Raw genomic sequence first — 16,350 nt, forward strand, 5'->3', positions numbered from 1 at the left:
GTTGCCTACTAGCTACAGGGCAGCTTGGTCTTTACCCCGACTGAACTTCCATCAGTTAGCCAGGCCTAGCTTTGCTAGGCGCGCAACGGACACTGGCGACGCTTAGCGCCCAATTCGGCCCAGTCCGGCTCTAGCTCACTAATCCCGGTCCCGCTTGTCCCGGCCAATCCGTCCCCGGACCAGGAATCCGGCACATAAAAAGGGCCCCGGCGAAAACGCCGGAACCCTTGGTACTGCTGGTATGCGGTCGAGAGGACTCGAACCTCCACGGGGTTGCCCCCACTGCCCCCTCAAGACAGCGTGTCTGCCATTCCACCACGACCGCTTATTGGCAAGTAATGCTTCATTTCATCAGTATTGCTTCATTCCCTGCTTCGCATACCTGAACAGCGGTACGCGCTACAGCCGCACTTGTTTTCGAGGAAAAACAAGTGGTGAGCCATGAAGGACTCGAACCTTCGACACCCTGATTAAAAGTCAGGTGCTCTACCAACTGAGCTAATGGCTCATGGTGACCCGTAGGGGATTCGAACCCCTGTTACCTCCGTGAAAGGGAGGTGTCTTAACCCCTTGACCAACGGGCCAAAATGCATGACACAAGCTTGTCTGCTAGGACAACGAGTGTTATTATATCCGAGAATCAATGCATTGGCAAGCTTTTTTTTCGAGCTTTGTTTTTCAAAAGGTTTCCGTTGCCTTCCACCTTTTTTGCCGCTAATCTTGTCAAACAAAAAGGACCGCGTAACGGCCCGTCCGTTGTCGAAGAAATGGCGGAGAGAGAGGGATTCGAACCCTCGCACCGCTTGCGCAGTCTAACCCCTTAGCAGAGGGTCCCCTTGAGCCACTTGGGTATCTCTCCATGAATGGCTCCCCGAACAGGACTCGAACCTGTGACAACTCGGTTAACAGCCGAGTGCTCTACCAACTGAGCTATCAGGGAATGTGGCGACAAGAAATAATTTATCACGATTTATTAGGGATGTCAAGCGTTTCAATCCGTAATTTTCCGCGGCACACCCCGCAGGTATATTTTTGCGGGTCGATCTTGCGTTTGCGCTTGTAGATCAGCCCGCAGCCCCGGCAAATCAGGGCATAGCGATAGGGCTCACTCCGCCGCTGGCGCTCTTGGCCCGGCAGTGCGTTGCAAAAACGGGCGCCGCCGACCTGCTTCAGCAGCAGCTTGAAGTCCCGGTCCCTATGACGATAGCCGCGTCCCAACAAATGCAAGTGGTAATGGCACAGCTCGTGCTTGATGATTTTTTCGGTCTCTTCGAGTCCGAAGCCCGCAAGCTGTCGCGGATTGATCTCAATATGATGCGTACCGGTGAAATAACGTCCTCCGGTCGTACGCAGCCGCTCGTTGAAGGTAGCCCGGTGACGAAAAGGCAGACCGAACGCCTCCAGCGATACGCGCTCCACCCACTTCTGAAGCGTCTCGTTATCCATACGCATTCGCTCCTCGCTACTTGTCTTTATAAAGCCTTTTGCGCTAAACTGTCAAGTAGGAATGACGGATCTCGCAAGATCCGAACCTTGAGGGGAGTCAACTTTACATATGTCTACCATGCGTTATGTCCTGCTGAAGTCGGGCGCAGAGCTGTCCGTTGTCGAAATGCCCGCCTCGCACGCCTATCAGCTCAGCGCACTCAATCTGCGCCTGCACAAGGAACTGGACAAGCTCACCGCCGACAACGTGCCCGCCCTGCCGCATGCGATTGCCGAATGCGACAATCTGGATCTGCATGACGCTTCGATTCCCGTTGCAAGCGGCCTCGACTACATGAATGCGCTAGAGAAGCAATTCGCGGCCATTCAGGAGAAAGCTTACCCGCTCATCGCTCTCCTGACCGAAATTCGAGCGCTGCAGGCGCAGCTGGAACAATGGTACGAGGAAGAAATGTAAGTGGACCTGCACGGGCATTCGCCTATCGCCATATCCTAGAAGCATACATTCGTTAAGCGACAGGGAGGCGAAAGGATGCCGCAGTGGCTGTGCAACCAACTGATGCGCGCCTTCGAAAAGAAGGACCGCCGGCAAATCCAGCTGCTGAACGACTGCTGGTATTATTATCGCACAAAGTCGCAGCCGGCCCAGCAGCCGGCGACCGGCTACATGCCCTAACTGCGCTCGTGTCTTGTGAGCGGCGCGTCCATACCCCAAAAGCCGTCATGCTCCGCTCATCTTCTAGCGGAGCATGACGGCTTTTGGGGCGTATCGCCTGCGGGTCAGGCTTGTCCGCCGATGCCGTTCCAGTGCGTGATCTCGTCCACGCCCAGACGGGTCGTCGGCCGACCGGGCGCGGCGGCTTTGCCGATCGCAATGAGCATGACCGGCACCAGCGTCGGCGGCAGCTCGAAGGCCTGGATGAAGGCAGCCGCATCGTAACCGCCCATCGGCACCGAATCGTAGCCGCGCGCCTTGGCGCTCAGCATGAGCTGCATCGCCACCAGCCCCCCGTCTACCAGCGCCACCTCGCGGTAGACTGCGGGATCGGCCGCATAGCCCGCCGTCAGCCGCGCCACGAAGCTCGTCTTGATCTCCTCGGTCATATAGCCCGCCTCGACGGCGCGGCCGTAGATCGCCTCGGCCTGGCGCACCGCCTCCAGGTCCGCCAGCACGGCAACGATTGCCGACGCGTCCGCCACCTGTTGTTGGTTAAAGGCGATCGGCAGCAGCTTTTGCTTGAGCGGCGCTTCGTCGATGACCAGGAACCGCCACGGCTGCAGATTCGACGACGACGGCGCCAGCGTGGCCTCGGCCAGCAGATCCTTCAATTCCTCGCGGGATATTTTGAATGCGGGATCGTAGGCGCGGACCGAGCGGCGCGCGCGCACGACGTCCGCATAAGCTGGATTACGGTCCGTTTGCTTGCTCTCCATTTGCTGGATTTCCATTTGTTCGCTTTCCATATGCTTGCCCTCCAGTGTAGTATTCTCCATCTCCAGATAACCTCTTCTCTATTGTGTCCAATACATGGGCATGGGCATTGTCGCTTGGGGAAGCCCGATTCGTTCAGCGTGTTCGCCCGCTTCGGCGCGTCGGTTAATCCGGCCGCCGCATTGTGAGTCCGACCCGGCTTTTTTTCACATCGACGTTGAGCACCCATACCGTCACGTTGTCGCCGACCGAGACGACATCCATCGGATGCTTGACATAGCGGTTGCTCAGCTGCGAGATATGGACGAGCCCGTCGTTCTTGATGCCGATGTCGACGAACGCGCCGAAGTCGATCACATTGCGCACCGTCCCCTGCAGCTCCATGCCGGGCGTGAGATCCTCGATCCGCAGCACATCGGTATGGAAGATTGGCGCCGGCAGCTCCTCCCGCGGATCACGGCCGGGCCGGCGCAGGCTGTCGAGAATATCCCGCAGCGTCGGCACGCCGATGCCGAGCTGCGGCGCCAGCTGCTCCGGATCGGATTCGGCCAGACGGGCCGCCAGCTCTGCGCTGCCGAGCTGCGCGAGCTCGAGCCGCAGCTCGCCGAACAGCCGGTCCACGACCGCGTACGACTCGGGGTGAATCGGCGTGCGGTCGAGCGGGTTGTCCCCGCCGGGAATGCGCAGGAAGCCGATGCATTGCTCGTACGACTTGGCGCCCAGGCGCGGCACCTGCTGGAGCTGGCTTCGATCGCCAAAGCGGCCGTTCGCGTCGCGGTAGGCGACGATGTTGCGGGCCAGCGTGGCGTTGATGCCGGCGACATACGCCAGCAACGAAGGCGAAGCCGTATTGACGTCCACGCCGACATGGTTGACCGCGGACTCCACGACCGCGCCGAGGCTCTCCTCCAGACGCTTCTGCCCGACGTCGTGCTGGTACTGGCCGACGCCGATCGCCTTCGGCTCGATCTTGACCAGCTCGGCGAGCGGATCCTGCAGCCGGCGCGCGATCGAGACCGCGCTGCGCTCGGCTACGTCCAGCGCGGGGAATTCCTGCTGCGCCAGCTTGGAGGCCGAGTAGACGCTTGCGCCCGCCTCGTTGACGATAATGTACTTGAGCTGGCCGCCGCTTCCCGAGCGTCCGCCGCGCTCGGCGATGAGGGTCGCGACGAACTGCTCGGTCTCGCGCGAGGCCGTGCCGTTGCCGACGACGATCAGATCGACGCCGTGGCGGTCGATGAAGCCGTTCACCGCGCGCTTGGCCTCCTCGACCTTGCTGGCCGGAGGCGTCGGATAGACGACACCGACCTCGAGCAGCTTGCCGGTGTCGTCTACCGCCGCCAGCTTGCAGCCGGTCCGGTAGGCCGGATCGACGCCGAGTACTGCGCTGCCGCGGACCGGCGGCTGCAGCAGCAGGTTACGCAGATTGGCGGAGAAGATGCCGATCGCGTGCTCCTCCGCATGATCGGACAGCTCGCTGCGCAGCTCGCGCTCGATCGAGGGCGCGATCAGCCGCTTGTAGGCATCCTCGATGCAGCCGACGAGCAGCTCGCGCACGGCTGGCGAAGCCGACTGCCGGAGCGTATGCCGCTGCAGCCGGTCGTAGATACGCTCGGCCGGCACGTCGAGCGCGACGCGCAGCACACCCTCGCGCTCGCCGCGGTTGATCGCCAGCACGCGATGCGGAGGCAGCCGCTTCACCGGCTCCTGATACGCATAGTACATCTCGTAGACGGACTCGGCCTTGGCATCCTTGGCCTCGGTGCGCACCACGCCGTGATCCCTGGAGTAGCCGCGCACCCAGCCGCGCGTCTTGGGATCGTCGGCGAGCTGCTCGGCGATGATGTCCAGGGCACCCTGGATCGCCTCCTCCGGCGATCCGACGCCCTTGTCCGCGTCGACGTAGCGCCCGGCCTCCCCGAGCGGCGCGGCGCCTGGACGCTGCTGCTGCAGCCATTGCGCCAGCGGCTCGAGTCCGCGCTCCTTGGCCACGCTGGCGCGCGTCTTGCGCTTCTGCCGGTACGGCCGATACAGATCCTCGATCTCCTGCAGCTTGCCTGCCTCGCCGATCGCTTGCCGCAGCTCGGCGGTCAGCTTGCCCTGCTCGTCGATCAGCCGCACGACCTCGCGCTTGCGGGCCTCCAGATTGTGCAGATACGCCAGCCGCTCCTCGATGTCGCGCAGCTGCGTCTCGTCCAGCTCGCCTGTCGCTTCCTTGCGGTAGCGGGCGATGAACGGGATCGTGTTCCCTTCCTCCAGCAGCTGCACGGCAGCGTGCACCTTGCGCTCCGGGAGACGGAGCTCGTCCGCGATCTGCCGCTCCAGGCGTGCGCGCTGCTGTCGCAGCTCCTCCTGGGACGGCTCGCCCGCGGCTCCCCGCTCCTGCGCGGCCGTGTCGTTCAATGATGCCACCTAGACCCCTCCTGTCTATTCATGAATTGCTTGCTCACCCTGCACGCACCCGCCAGGCCCCGCGACAAGACGCCACCGGCGGACCTGCCGGTGGCGCAGTCCTGCGCGCCACGCTAGAGCTGGAGCGGCACGTGCGGATTGTGGGCTTGCTCATAGCCGATCGTCGTCTGCGGGCCGTGGCCCGGGTAGACCCGAGTCGCTGCGTCCAGCCGGTACAGCTTGCCGCGGATCGTATCGACGAGCGTACGCTCGCTGCCGCCGGGCAGATCGGTCCGGCCGACCGACTGGCGGAACAGCACGTCTCCGGAGAACAGGTGCTCCCCGCAGTGGAAGCTGACGCTCCCCGGCGAATGGCCCGGCGTATGCGCGACGCGCAGCGTCAGCCCCGCCAGCTCCAGCACCTGCCCCTCGTCGAGCGCATACTCGGCGGCCGCCGTCTCGAGCGGCGGCGTCACCTCGCTCCAGCGCTGCGAGCCGTTTTTGCGGGCGTCGGTGAGCCAGTCCGCCTCCAGATCGTGCACATACACCGGACACTTCGCCGCTTGACGCAGCGCCTCGACGCCGCCCATGTGATCGAAGTGCGCGTGCGTGAGCAGGATCGCCTCCACCTGGAGCTGCAGCGCGGCGATTCGCTTCAACAGGCGCTCCGGGCCCATTCCCGGGTCGATCACGACGGCGCGGCCCGGGGCCGCGCCGTGCAGCAGATACGCGTTGGTCTGGAGCGGGCCGAGGGTGAACGTCTCGATCTGCATACTCACAGTCCCGAGATCAGCTCCCGCAGCTCCCGCAGGATCACGGCCTGGTAGCCTGTGCCTTCGCCGTAGCGGGCGCCCATTTCCTTGCGCGCGACGGCCAGATTATCCTGGTAATCCGCCGCCTCGCGGTCGGGATTGGCCTGCTTGAAGGCCGCCATGACCGCCTGGACATGCGCCGGACGAGGCCCCCACTGTCCGAGCACATAGCCGCCGGTATCGGCTACGATCACGATCGGCACCGCCTCGCCGCCCATGGTGAGGAATTGCTGCATCGTGTCGGGATGCTCCTCCTTGATCAGCACCTCCGTCGGGATGCCGCTGCCTTCGAGCGCGCGGAAGACGACCGGAATGTTTTTGACGACATCGCCGCACCATTCTGCCATCAGGATCAGGACGCGCAGGTCGTCGCGGTTGTTGAGCGATGCGAAGAAGGCCTTGTCTTCCTCGCTCGGCCAGGCGAATTGGTCGTAGAGCTCGGTGAACTGGGCTTTATTGCGGTCCATGCCGTCCATGAATTGCTGCGGGCTGATGCCCTGGTTCAGCTTATCCGATACATTTTTGCTCATTGTTTTCCTTCCTCTCCTCCCCCTGCGGGGCGTGGTCAAGATTGGTCAAGATACGCCTATTGTACCAAATGCCCGCAGCGCCCGACAACGCACCCTGCCACATTGCCTGAATTAGGCCTAAATCGCCCCCTGCTTGCGCCGGGCAAGCCGGACGATATACCAGCCGATCAAGAACGCCAGCGCGACGATCACCGCCGGCCGGATATAGGGGCCGGCCAGCTCGCCCGCTTGCTGCCAGCGCTCGCCCAGCGTCATGCCCAGATATACGAAAAGCACGGTCCATGGCAGCACCGCCAGCGCCGTCAGCAGCGTAAACAGGCCGAGGGGCATACGGGCGATCCCGGCCGGAATCGAGATCGCATGGCGCAGCAGCGGCACGAAGCGCGCAAAAAAAATAACGCCTGCGCCGTAGCGCCGAAACCACTGCTCGGACCGCTCCAACTGGCGCGGACCGATATGGACGTAGCGTCCGATGCGCTCCAGCAAGGCGCGCCCCCCGTAGCGCCCAAGCGCGTACATCAGCAGCTGCGCCACCGTCCCGCCGACAGTGCCGTAGGCGATCGCTTCGCCAAAGCCGAGCTCGCCGCGCGCGACCAGATAACCGCCGTAGGCGAGCACAATCTCGCTCGGGATCACCTCCAGCATCAGTCCGAGCAGGATGCCGATGCCGCCCAGTTGCTGCAACCCGTGCAATACATAAAGTCCAAATTCGGCAAGTCTCTCCATCATGGCTTGTTCCGCTCCTTCCCGAGCCGCTGCAAGCTGTCATGCCTTGACAAGCCTGCGCATAGACTAGCCTATGAAGCCAATCTCCCAAAAATGAGGTGTGGGCATGTCCAAAATTTATGTCGTCAGTCGCAAGCAGCTGAAATGGGCTGCGGTGCTGCTGAGCGCGGCGGTCGCGCTGGTCGTGTATCTGGGCTGGGACGAGACGCGCGCCGTGAGCTCGGCCCCGTCGGAGGAACGCGTCATTCATCTGATCACGACCGAATTCAAAACGACGACCGCCGACGGCAAGGCGCTCGAGGTGTACCGCTTCGATCCCGGCACCGTGGTCGTGCAGCGCGGCGAGCCGACGCAGCTCAACATTACCGGCGTCAACGGCCAGAGCCACCCGTTCGTCATCGAGGGCCTCGATATCCGCGGCGAGGTCAAAAAGGGCGAGACCACCGTCGTTCGCTTCACAGCCGAGAAGCCCGGCACTTATCCAATCGTCTGTCTGACGCACAAGGACCTGCATCAAGGCGGGCCGATGGTCGGCTATCTGGTCGTCCAGTAGCGCCGTTCTCCGTACCCATGCCGCCTTCTGCTGTGTCCGACCGCTCCGCAGGCGCATAGGATGCAAGCAGGAGAGGAGTGAGGGCCTATCGAGCCGAATGCAGTCCCGTCCGGCAAGCATGAGCCGAGCTATCCCACCTCGCGCACGATTCGCCGCGCCTGCGACAAGGAGCTGTACCGCGCCGCCAAGCGGCTCAAACATTACGTATCGCCGGAGTGTATGAAGGAGGCCGTGCAGTTGTATCACCGCAAGGTGCTGCTCAATCTAATGTGGGTCACGGAGCATCGCAGCAACCGCAAGCTGCTCTGCGATTGGTGGGACGAGGAGGTATGCGCGGCGATTGCCGCGTTGTGGGAGGTCGAGGAGCAAGCGCTCAGCCGCGCCTTCCGTGAATCGTTCGGCGGGTAAGGCCGCCGCGACCCGCTCTTCAAGGGCGAAAACAAGCTGTACCCGGCATGTCGGAATCCGGGTACAGCTTGTTATACGTTTCGTCGCGATGTCTGCATCGCCCGCGTTAACCGATCACGGCGAAGATCTCCACACCGGCGGGAATGGTGCGCGTGCGGAACAGCACCCCGTTGTCGCTGTATACCCGCACGGTGAAGCTGGCGTTCGTCAGCGTGTTGACGCGGCTGAACCGGACGACGCCGAAGCGGTCGAAGCCCGAGGACTGGACGAGCGTATTGCCGCGAAATAGCCGGGCAAAGAACCCCGTCGTATCAAAGGGCACGCCGTTCTGCTGCACCCACGCCACGGTCAGACGGGGCAGAATCGGTCCCGTCACATTCGCCTGGCGGGCTTTTTTGCGCGTGCGCAGCACGGCGCCCCGCACGCGCGTGGCGAGCAGCGGGGGGCGAACCTTAGCGGAAGCCATAGGATCAACTCCTTTCTCCTACAGCATATTCCGCCGCTCACCCTGGCGTATGGACAATCCGCCGATGGCGCTACGCCCAACCTGCTCACCCGCCATGCCTGCTTCCCCGCCGGTCAGGCCATAGATTGTCAAGGTCAGCAGCAGCAGCCAATAATAGCCGTAGGACATATCGAAGTCAAAGGCCGCATGACTGAGCAGCACGACTACCGCCGGTATGACTTGCCGGTCCTTGCGCCACAGCGCCGCCAGCACCGCCGCCAGCCATAGCAGCACCGCCGCGAGGCCCGTCATGCCCAGCTCAAGCGCCAGATTCAGATACCCGCTGTGCACCTCCGTACTGACATAGGGCAGCGTCCGGACGCCCTCGTATTGGAGCGCCCATGCCCCGCCCCCCTCGCCGAACCACCACGACTCCCGGATGAGCCGCCACGCATCCCTGTAATAGTGCAGACGCGACGACGCGGTCTCATAGCCGCCCGCGCCCGAGCGGCCCAGAAGGCGCGGGCGCTGCGCCAGCCACGCAGCGCCCAGCATGCAGGTGCCGAGCCCGAGGGCGAGCGCCGCGAAGCCGCCCCGCGCTCCGGCTCCCGGCAATCCGATGCGCCTGCTTGCCAGCTCCAGCTTGCCCGGCCAGGCAAGCCACGCGCCGGCAAGCGCCGCCAGGCACGCCGCCGCCGCCGCGGTATCCAGTCGGAGACGCCCCGGCTCCTCCAGCACCTGTACGGCAGCCGAGGCAGCCAGCGCCGCTGCGGAGAGCCTCAGCAGCCACACCGTACGCTGCGTGCGCGGCATTGCCAGCCATGCCGCGGCAGCTCCGCACAGGGTCGTCAGCCACGCCCCCCGCGACTCGGTCAAGAGCAGGGTCGCCGCACTGAGCGACACCAATGCAAATGCCAATCCGTACGTGCGCGTCCGGCGGGCCTTGGCGAGCATAGCCGCATGCCAAAGCAACAAGGCGCCGGCGACCGCGCCGAGCATGTTGGGATACTGAAAGGGCCCGCCCAGCCTGGCGCCGGCGGCAGAAATCTGCGGATCGTCCGTCCACAATACCGCGTGGGCGACACCCCTCCAGCCGAGCCAACCGGCCAGCGCCGCGATCGTCGTGCCCAGCGTCGCCGCCATCAGGGCCGATGCAAGGTGGCGCCTTCCTCCCGTCCATCCGATCGAGGCCCTTAGCAGGACAGCAAAAAGAAAATAGCTCCCCCAGCGCACCGCCTGCTCGGCCGTCAACTCGTCCGAAAGCGGGCGGCTAAGCAGATGCAGCGCATAAGCCCCGGCCAGCGCCAGCGGCATGACGCATGTCGACGCAAGCACGGACGCTTTCGACGGAATCCCGCTTGAACGCCGGCCGATCGGCTGGCACGCAAGCACCGCCAAGCAAGCCAGGGCCGCTCCGGCCGCCAGTACGACCGCAAGCCGGTAGCTCGCCTCCTCGAAAAACAATCCGCCCTCCCAGGCGGAAAGCAGCAATACTGCGCCAAGCGCGGCTGCCGCCAGGTTCGCGCGTTCCAGACCGTATCGTCGATTCAGGCCGAACAATGAGAGCGCCTCCTTTTCCCCGCATGGCACCAGTATGCCCCTTTGCCGCACGGCGCATATGCATTCTACAATTTCATAAAAAAAACAGCGCCTGCGCGGAGCTGCCTGACTTCCTGTGGATTTCGTTCGGTAGCCAGGCTGTCGATAGCTCCTGCGCGGGTAGCGCTGCTTGCGGAACGTTAGACCCTTTAGCTTTGCGTCCTTGCCTTTAGGCAAGTTTGCCGTTTCGTCTCCCCTATTCAGTTGTCGCATCTACCGGCATCATCATATCTCCTTGACAATCATGAGGTGGAGCTGATTTTTCAAGTCGATGTCGTATGAACTGCGCGGCTTCGAGCCGTCGGCTTCGGTGACGATCCGAATCGTCGGACGATGCAGCGCGAGCGGGTCGTTGGCGGATACGACGCCGACCTGACCGGTATTGAGCACGACGGTCGTCGCCAACGGGTAGATCGAGATATGCTTGCAGAACAAGCGAATCAGTTCCAGATCAAACAACGAATTGCCGGCGGCAAACAAAAACTCGATGGCCTCCGCCGGTGTATGCCGCTGTCGATAAGCGCGCGGCGAGGTGAGCGCGTCATAGACGTCGGCAATGCCGACAATCTGCGCGTATTCGTGAATTTCGCTGTCGCGCAGTCCCCTCGGATAGCCGCTGCCGTCGTAGCGTTCATGATGCTGCAGCGCGCAGTGCGCCGACAGCAGCGAAATGTCGTGCTGCGATCGCAGGATGTCGAAGCCGTCCGTCGTATGGCGCTGCACAAGCTTCTTCTCCTCCGGCGTCAGCGCGGCCTTGCGGTTTAGCAGCTCTTGGGGAACCTTGGTCATGCCGATATCGAAGAGCATGGCGCCGATCCCCAGGTCCTCCAGTTGATTCCGGTTGTAGCCCTTGGCGATCCCCATGATGCCCGCCAGCACGGCCACGTTGACCGAATGTTGAAACAGATACGCATCCGCCGTCTGAATCTGGGTCAGATTGACGAGCACGTCCTTGCGCCCGACCAAATCCTGCATGATCGAGCCGAAGACCGAACGGAAGGTGCGGCCCATCTCGGGCGCGATGGCGCGGCCCCGCGTGGAGGGCAGATCCATGATCCCGTTCATCGTTTTGTACATCGCATCCACTGCTTGCTTGCGCGTCTCGTCCCGCAGCGTATCCTCGGGCTCGATGCCTTCCGTGGCCCGATCCTCGATAAAGACAGTGTCGACCCCCATGTCCTGCAGACGCTGAATGAAGCGCGCATTCAACTCCACGCCCTGCCCCAGCAGCACATGACCGTTCTCCCGAAGAATCGGCCGCGCCAGACGGTCTCCCGCTTGCACGGACGCGATATGCAGTCTTCTCATAGCATTCCCGCCCTTTTGCTGCCGCTTGGCTTATAATGTTCTACTTTGCGCATACACAATTCGATTCCTGCCTTCGTTTTTGGCGCGATACAGCGCGGCGTCTGCCTGGGCGAACAACTCCCGCAGGTAGCTCTTCACCTCGGTCCCCTCGGGCATACAGACCTCCGGCACCTTGAGTACGCCCATGCTGATCGTGATCGTCACCGTCTCTCCGCCGCTGCCCAGCGGAATCCGATTGGCAGCGACGGCGGCCCGGAGCCGCTCGGCCAACATATGCGTCTGCGTCGCATTCGTATTCGGAAGATAGACCGTGAATTCCTCACCTCCGAAGCGGGCCAGCAGATCGGTGGGCCGCAACACCGCCCGCACGGCCTCCGCCGTCGCGCAGATGACGTCGTCCCCGACCAGATGTCCATGCCTGTCGTTGACCGCCTTGAACAGGTCCAGATCGAACAACAGCACGGCAAACGGCACCTGCAGCCGAGTTCGCTCCAGCATATCCCGTTCCAGGTGCCGCATCAGATAGCGTCGATTATAGCAGCCGGTGAGGCTATCGGTAATCGCCATTTGCTCCAGCTTTTGATTCGCTTGAAACAACTCGTCCTGCATCCGGATCAGCGCCCGATTGCGCTCCTGCAGCCGCTGATTGGTGTGCTCCGCGACGCTGATCAGCCGGCGCAGCTCGCTGACGTCCTGCAATGTGACGATTCGGCCAATTTTGGTCCGGTATTGGTCGAAAATCGGGGCGGCGTAAATCACGACGCTCAGACTTCCGTCGCGCCCCGCTTCGGCTTCAAGCTGCGCGCGTTGGGGGAGGGCGGCGCGATACCCCGCCAAAAAATCTCCCCCCCCTTTTTGAATACGGAGCGAAGCCAGAAAGGCCTCGATGTCGAGGGGATCGCCGACCCGAACGTCGATATAGGGGCGAAAGGCCTTATTGACCTCGAGAACGACATCGTGTTCATCCAACACCAGGACGCCGGTATCCATGCTGTCAATGACATCCTGCTGTGCGATATCGACGACGCTGAATTCCTTGTGGCGATGGACAGCTCCCGTCAAACCCAGGACGAGCAGCGAGAGACCGGCATTCGTCATGGCCTCCTCCTCGCCGCCGCTGCCCAGCGTCTCCAGCGCGAGCCCCGCGAGCAGCAGCGGCACACCGCAGGCCAGACCGCTCAGCGCCCAGCGGATCTGACGCCGCAAGCGCGGATTCGCCGGCTCGCTCGCCGCCAGCAGCATGTACAAGCCGTAGACGCCGCTGCCGGCGAGCGCCGCCAGCAGCACCCAGTGTCCTGCTCCGTAGGTCCATGCCCCGGCGTCTCCACTCCCGGAGAGGAAGAGTCCGCCCGGATTCAGGAGCGCGGCGGCGGCAATCAGCACGCCAGGCGCTCCGATGTACAGCTGGTGCCGCGGGCGCCTCGCCCGCTGCGCCAGTTGCATCGCGAACAGCAGCGCACCGGCACCAATCATCGCCAATAGCGCGTATGCAGCCGCACCGTAGTAGAGCCCCTGCCCCGTATCGACTGCCGCGTGCAAGCCAAAACGAGCCATCACCCACACCAAGAGCAGGGTTAAAAGCCCCAAATATACCTTATGTAAACTCGTAATCGTATTGGTAATCAACACGAACGAGAGCACAAAAAAAAGCAACAGCATGAAAAATATGTCCGATCCATACATGAGTCCCAACGTGGTTCACCCATTCAGCATGATTGTCTAGCGTAGAGCGGGACCAGCAGCTTACTCTGTTATTTATTCTAACACACTCTCTTTTTATGCGACAATCGCTGCAACATATTTGCGGCCCCTTCAGTCCGTTGTCGACGCTGCCGAAGCCGCAAAGGCGCGCAGCGCCTGCGCTTCCTCCGGCGCCGACTCGATCATGCCCATGTGGCCGGCGCCCTCGAGCAGACAGGTGCGGATATGCGCTCCTTCGGCGCTGAATGTACGCTCCGCCGGTACGACTCCGTCCCGGGTCCCGGCCACGAGCAGGACGGGCAGATCCGCGCGCTGCAGGACCGCATTGCGATCCGGACGCGCCTTCATGCCCCGCGCCGTGGCGGCGGCTCCGTTCACATCCGTGCGATAGCCGATCTCCTTGACCGCCTCCACCTCCATCGCCAGCGTCTCGAGATGCTCGGGTGCGAACAATTTGGGCACCAGACCGTCGACGAAGATCCGAATGCCCTCATTCACGAGGGTGTCGACCGCCTTGTCGCGGCCCGCCTTGGCCGCCTCGGTATCGGCATGAGCCGTAGAGTGGACAAGTCCGATCCCACCCAATCGCTCGCCATAGCGCTCCGCCGCAGCAAGCGCGATGTAGCCCCCCAGCGAGTGCCCGATCACAATCGGCCGCGGCAGCTGCAGTTCGTCCAGCAGCAGCTGCAGATCGTCTGCAAAATCCTCCATGGCATACACGTCCTGGTCCGGCGCGCATGAGGCGCCGTGCCCGCGCAGATCCGGAATGATCAATCGTGCGGCGCTCTGCAGATAGGGCGCAGTCTTTTGCCAATAAGCGGAGCTGCCGCAATACCCGTGCAGCAGCACGAGCGCGGGACCCGGAGCGCCCTCGGGCGCGCTATCGTAATAGGCCAGTTCTCCGGTCGGCACCTCGCCTCCGGGATGAAAAGCAAGCTTGCGGTCCGCCATCGATCTTGCATTCATTCGCGATCTCCTCCTGGATATGTGGCTGTATGTGAAGAGGCAGGCTCCTCAGGTGCCCACGCCTGCTCGATGCTGTCTGCAATCGCCGCGGCCATCTGCATAACACGATGCAAGGACGCGCTCTGCAGCGACGCGTAGGGACGAGGACCCAGCACGCCGACGACGCCGGCGATGCTGTAGTGCCCGACCGGAGGGAGCGAGGTCCCTAGCGCCATGGCCGGCGCGAGCGGACCTTCGTCGACGAGATAGGCGCCGACCGAGCGCGCAAGACCGAGACAAGCGTCGATTGCAATCACGGTATGCTCGGACCGGAGCGATTCCACCACCTCGCCCAGCCGCGAGGCGTCGCAAGGCGCTTCCAGTGTCCCGTGTACACGGGCCCAGCCTTGGCGGCGCAGCAGGTCCCCGGTCAGCGGCCCGAGCGCATCCCCGGTCGAACGATCGGTGCCGATGCACAAAAATGCGACCGATTCCGGAGCGGGGTGGCTCTTCGCAATCTGCTGCAAAAATTGACGCAGTCCCTGCTCGTCGGTGCGTCGCTGCTGCAGCGCATCGTGTCTGACCAGTTCTTTTCCCGATAAAGCTGGCCGGAGCCATGGCCGGATGTCCATGTCGGATCGGCCTCGTTTCATTGCCGCTCCCTCCTTGAATGATGATTAGTCTCTATTGTAACGAAATCAATCCGCCGCGGCAATCAATGGCGGGATGTCAAGGTTCGTGATAAAATGGCGGGAGATGCACACGCGAAGCGAAAGGAGGGTCTACGATGCATAACCTTGAAGAACCGAACCGCGAAAATCTCGAATATATGATCGACTCCATTAAAACCAAGCTGCGGATGGCGTCCGGCGCAGCCATGCAGCCGTCTCATTTCCAACTGGACCAGTACGAGGATGTCAAGGATCTGTACGATCACGTGGCCGGCAAGCAGAACTTCAGCATCAGCGAAGTCGAAGCGCTCGTCTCGGAGCTCGGCCGTCTGCGTACCTCCGCCACCTGATTCGCCTCACAATGAAAAAGAGACGGGCCAGGCCGATGCCTGACCCGCCTCGCTCACGCCTCCTCGGCTTCCGCTTCGGACGTTTCGGATGCTTCGGACGCTTCTTCTTTGGCTACTTCCAACGTAGCCAGGTATAGCCGCACGCTGACCGGCTTGTCCTCTCCGCGCAAAAATTGCGCCGCGCGCTCAAGCCTTTCCGCCAGCTCGGGGCCGCTCAGCGTCGTATTCAACTGGTAATCGAAGTGATCCTCTCGCACATACCCGCGGGGCGCCTCCTGCTGCTGCGCCCGCTGCATCATTTGCTCGGGGTGGAACTTGTCCGACTTGTTGACGACCTGCTCGTAGATGCGCAGCTTTTTGAGCAGCATATAATACTGGGCCGAATGCTTGAAGCCCCATACCTCCCGAATGTCCTTCAACGTGTAGTCAGCCTTCCAGCGCTTCAAATTCTCGACCTGCTGCTCGGTATCCAAATTCACAAACTCTTCCAATGCGATAATCGGCTCTGCGGACATGAAATTCCCTCCATTTAACATGAATAATTTGTCATGAATAAGATGAACTAGGAATTATATTCGCGAAAAACGTGTGATTTCCTCCATCCCCCCTGATAAAAATGTTAAAATGTTCAACATTCCAGGTTAAATTTGTTATTATCAACACAAACGGCTCGCGATCGTCAACGACTGCGACGGGTGCAAAGCGGTCGGGGGGCGAAGCGGCCTGGCGTGGCAGACAATCGCGGGGCAAACAGACGCAGGGCGGACAGACCGGGGCAGACAAGCGTGGCTGCCTGGGGCGGGGCAGACAGACAAGGCGAAACGGCTGGCGCCGTCCTTCGGCGGCGCGACGAGTTTCGTTCCGGGAAATCTGGATAAATATACGGCAAGTCATATACTTTCCATAGATATCGAAAAAGCGCCCGACGCCCATTATAGGGTCATCGGACGCAGTGATTCATCGGACGCCGTCAGGCACCGGGCTGCCTGAATCAAAGAGCAAAAGCTCAGGCGCTGCTGCATGGCGGGTGCTC

18 protein-coding genes, 5 tRNA genes and 1 riboswitch are annotated in these 16,350 nt (G+C 62.3%); of the genes, 5 read left to right on the forward strand and 18 right to left on the reverse strand.

The annotated features are described in order from the left end of the window. Positions 1 to 242: 242 nt before the first annotated feature. From IDH44_RS06755 to IDH44_RS06780, 6 genes are all read right to left on the reverse strand, one after another. Positions 243 to 325, reverse strand: a tRNA-Leu gene (locus IDH44_RS06755). Positions 326 to 432: 107 nt separating this feature from the next. Then, positions 433 to 508, reverse strand: a tRNA-Lys gene (locus IDH44_RS06760). Position 509: 1 nt separating this feature from the next. Then, positions 510 to 584, reverse strand: a tRNA-Glu gene (locus IDH44_RS06765). Between the two features lie 184 nt (positions 585 to 768). Continuing rightward, positions 769 to 859, reverse strand: a tRNA-Ser gene (locus IDH44_RS06770). Between the two features lie 5 nt (positions 860 to 864). Further along, a tRNA-Asn gene (locus tag IDH44_RS06775) sits at positions 865 to 940 on the reverse strand. A 23-nt stretch (positions 941 to 963) separates the two neighbouring features. Next, on the reverse strand, positions 964 to 1,446 hold the full coding sequence (locus IDH44_RS06780) for a SprT family protein (protein ID WP_190915990.1): 483 nt from the start codon (positions 1,444 to 1,446) through the stop codon (positions 964 to 966). Positions 1,447 to 1,555: 109 nt separating this feature from the next. On the opposite strand from IDH44_RS06780, the gene IDH44_RS06785 reads away from it, so the two are divergent. Both IDH44_RS06785 and cmpA read left to right on the forward strand, forming a co-directional pair. Then, a complete protein-coding gene (locus IDH44_RS06785; RefSeq protein WP_190915992.1) occupies positions 1,556 to 1,903 on the forward strand; it encodes a hydrolase/acyltransferase in 348 nt (115 codons plus the stop codon). A 75-nt stretch (positions 1,904 to 1,978) separates the two neighbouring features. Continuing rightward, positions 1,979 to 2,122 carry a cortex morphogenetic protein CmpA gene (gene cmpA / locus IDH44_RS06790; protein WP_190915993.1) on the forward strand — a complete coding sequence of 48 codons (144 nt, stop codon included), beginning with the start codon at positions 1,979 to 1,981 and terminating at the stop codon, positions 2,120 to 2,122. A gap of 104 nt (positions 2,123 to 2,226) precedes the next feature. Here cmpA and IDH44_RS06795 read toward each other — a convergent pair whose 3' ends face one another. The 5 genes from IDH44_RS06795 to IDH44_RS06815 form a co-directional block, all read right to left on the reverse strand. After that, the gene (locus tag IDH44_RS06795; protein ID WP_190916327.1) at positions 2,227 to 2,880 is read right to left on the reverse strand and encodes a nitroreductase family protein; all 654 of its coding nucleotides are present in this window, start codon (positions 2,878 to 2,880) and stop codon (positions 2,227 to 2,229) included. 163 nt (positions 2,881 to 3,043) lie between these two features. Continuing rightward, on the reverse strand, positions 3,044 to 5,290 hold the full coding sequence (locus tag IDH44_RS06800) for a Tex family protein (RefSeq protein WP_397326749.1): 2,247 nt from the start codon (positions 5,288 to 5,290) through the stop codon (positions 3,044 to 3,046). A gap of 113 nt (positions 5,291 to 5,403) precedes the next feature. Beyond that, positions 5,404 to 6,042: an MBL fold metallo-hydrolase gene (locus tag IDH44_RS06805; RefSeq protein ID WP_190916331.1), complete on the reverse strand. Its 639-nt coding sequence runs from the start codon at positions 6,040 to 6,042 to the stop codon at positions 5,404 to 5,406. A gap of 2 nt (positions 6,043 to 6,044) precedes the next feature. Beyond that, a complete protein-coding gene (locus tag IDH44_RS06810) occupies positions 6,045 to 6,611 on the reverse strand; it encodes a thioredoxin family protein (RefSeq protein ID WP_190915995.1) in 567 nt (188 codons plus the stop codon). 117 nt (positions 6,612 to 6,728) lie between these two features. After that, the gene (locus IDH44_RS06815) at positions 6,729 to 7,337 is read right to left on the reverse strand and encodes a DedA family protein (protein ID WP_190916333.1); all 609 of its coding nucleotides are present in this window, start codon (positions 7,335 to 7,337) and stop codon (positions 6,729 to 6,731) included. Between the two features lie 106 nt (positions 7,338 to 7,443). On the opposite strand from IDH44_RS06815, the gene IDH44_RS06820 reads away from it, so the two are divergent. Both IDH44_RS06820 and IDH44_RS06825 read left to right on the forward strand, forming a co-directional pair. Next, positions 7,444 to 7,890: a cupredoxin domain-containing protein gene (locus IDH44_RS06820; protein ID WP_190915997.1), complete on the forward strand. Its 447-nt coding sequence runs from the start codon at positions 7,444 to 7,446 to the stop codon at positions 7,888 to 7,890. Between the two features lie 87 nt (positions 7,891 to 7,977). After that, positions 7,978 to 8,298 (forward strand): dehydrogenase, encoded by a 321-nt coding sequence (locus IDH44_RS06825; protein WP_190916335.1) that lies wholly within the window; start codon positions 7,978 to 7,980, stop codon positions 8,296 to 8,298. A 106-nt stretch (positions 8,299 to 8,404) separates the two neighbouring features. Here IDH44_RS06825 and IDH44_RS06830 read toward each other — a convergent pair whose 3' ends face one another. From IDH44_RS06830 to yyaC, 6 genes are all read right to left on the reverse strand, one after another. Then, positions 8,405 to 8,764: a hypothetical protein gene (locus IDH44_RS06830; RefSeq protein ID WP_190916000.1), complete on the reverse strand. Its 360-nt coding sequence runs from the start codon at positions 8,762 to 8,764 to the stop codon at positions 8,405 to 8,407. 18 nt (positions 8,765 to 8,782) lie between these two features. After that, on the reverse strand, positions 8,783 to 10,303 hold the full coding sequence (locus IDH44_RS06835; protein WP_190916002.1) for an O-antigen ligase family protein: 1,521 nt from the start codon (positions 10,301 to 10,303) through the stop codon (positions 8,783 to 8,785). A 125-nt stretch (positions 10,304 to 10,428) separates the two neighbouring features. Next, a riboswitch (cyclic di-GMP riboswitch) is annotated at positions 10,429 to 10,536 on the reverse strand. Between the two features lie 31 nt (positions 10,537 to 10,567). Beyond that, positions 10,568 to 11,650: an HD-GYP domain-containing protein gene (locus IDH44_RS06840; protein WP_190916004.1), complete on the reverse strand. Its 1,083-nt coding sequence runs from the start codon at positions 11,648 to 11,650 to the stop codon at positions 10,568 to 10,570. A gap of 30 nt (positions 11,651 to 11,680) precedes the next feature. Next, positions 11,681 to 13,309 carry a histidine kinase N-terminal 7TM domain-containing diguanylate cyclase gene (locus IDH44_RS06845; RefSeq protein WP_190916006.1) on the reverse strand — a complete coding sequence of 543 codons (1,629 nt, stop codon included), beginning with the start codon at positions 13,307 to 13,309 and terminating at the stop codon, positions 11,681 to 11,683. Positions 13,310 to 13,462: 153 nt separating this feature from the next. Then, complete coding sequence (locus IDH44_RS06850) at positions 13,463 to 14,317, reverse strand: alpha/beta fold hydrolase (protein WP_223869446.1); 855 nt, start codon at positions 14,315 to 14,317, stop codon at positions 13,463 to 13,465. Continuing rightward, positions 14,314 to 14,949: a spore protease YyaC gene (yyaC, locus tag IDH44_RS06855; RefSeq protein WP_223869447.1), complete on the reverse strand. Its 636-nt coding sequence runs from the start codon at positions 14,947 to 14,949 to the stop codon at positions 14,314 to 14,316. The genes IDH44_RS06850 and yyaC overlap by 4 nt, the downstream gene beginning before the upstream one ends. A gap of 134 nt (positions 14,950 to 15,083) precedes the next feature. On the opposite strand from yyaC, the gene IDH44_RS06860 reads away from it, so the two are divergent. Beyond that, complete coding sequence (locus IDH44_RS06860) at positions 15,084 to 15,317, forward strand: DUF1128 domain-containing protein (protein WP_190916007.1); 234 nt, start codon at positions 15,084 to 15,086, stop codon at positions 15,315 to 15,317. 53 nt (positions 15,318 to 15,370) lie between these two features. Here the strand turns inward: IDH44_RS06860 and IDH44_RS06865 are convergent, their stop codons facing one another. After that, positions 15,371 to 15,832, reverse strand: coding sequence for a hypothetical protein (locus IDH44_RS06865; RefSeq protein WP_190916010.1), 462 nt, complete (start codon positions 15,830 to 15,832; stop codon positions 15,371 to 15,373). Positions 15,833 to 16,350: the final 518 nt, after the last annotated feature.

It is taken from the genome of Paenibacillus sabuli (assembly GCF_014705605.1).
GTDB classification, from domain to species: Bacteria; Bacillota; Bacilli; order Paenibacillales; family Paenibacillaceae; genus Paenibacillus_D; species Paenibacillus_D sabuli.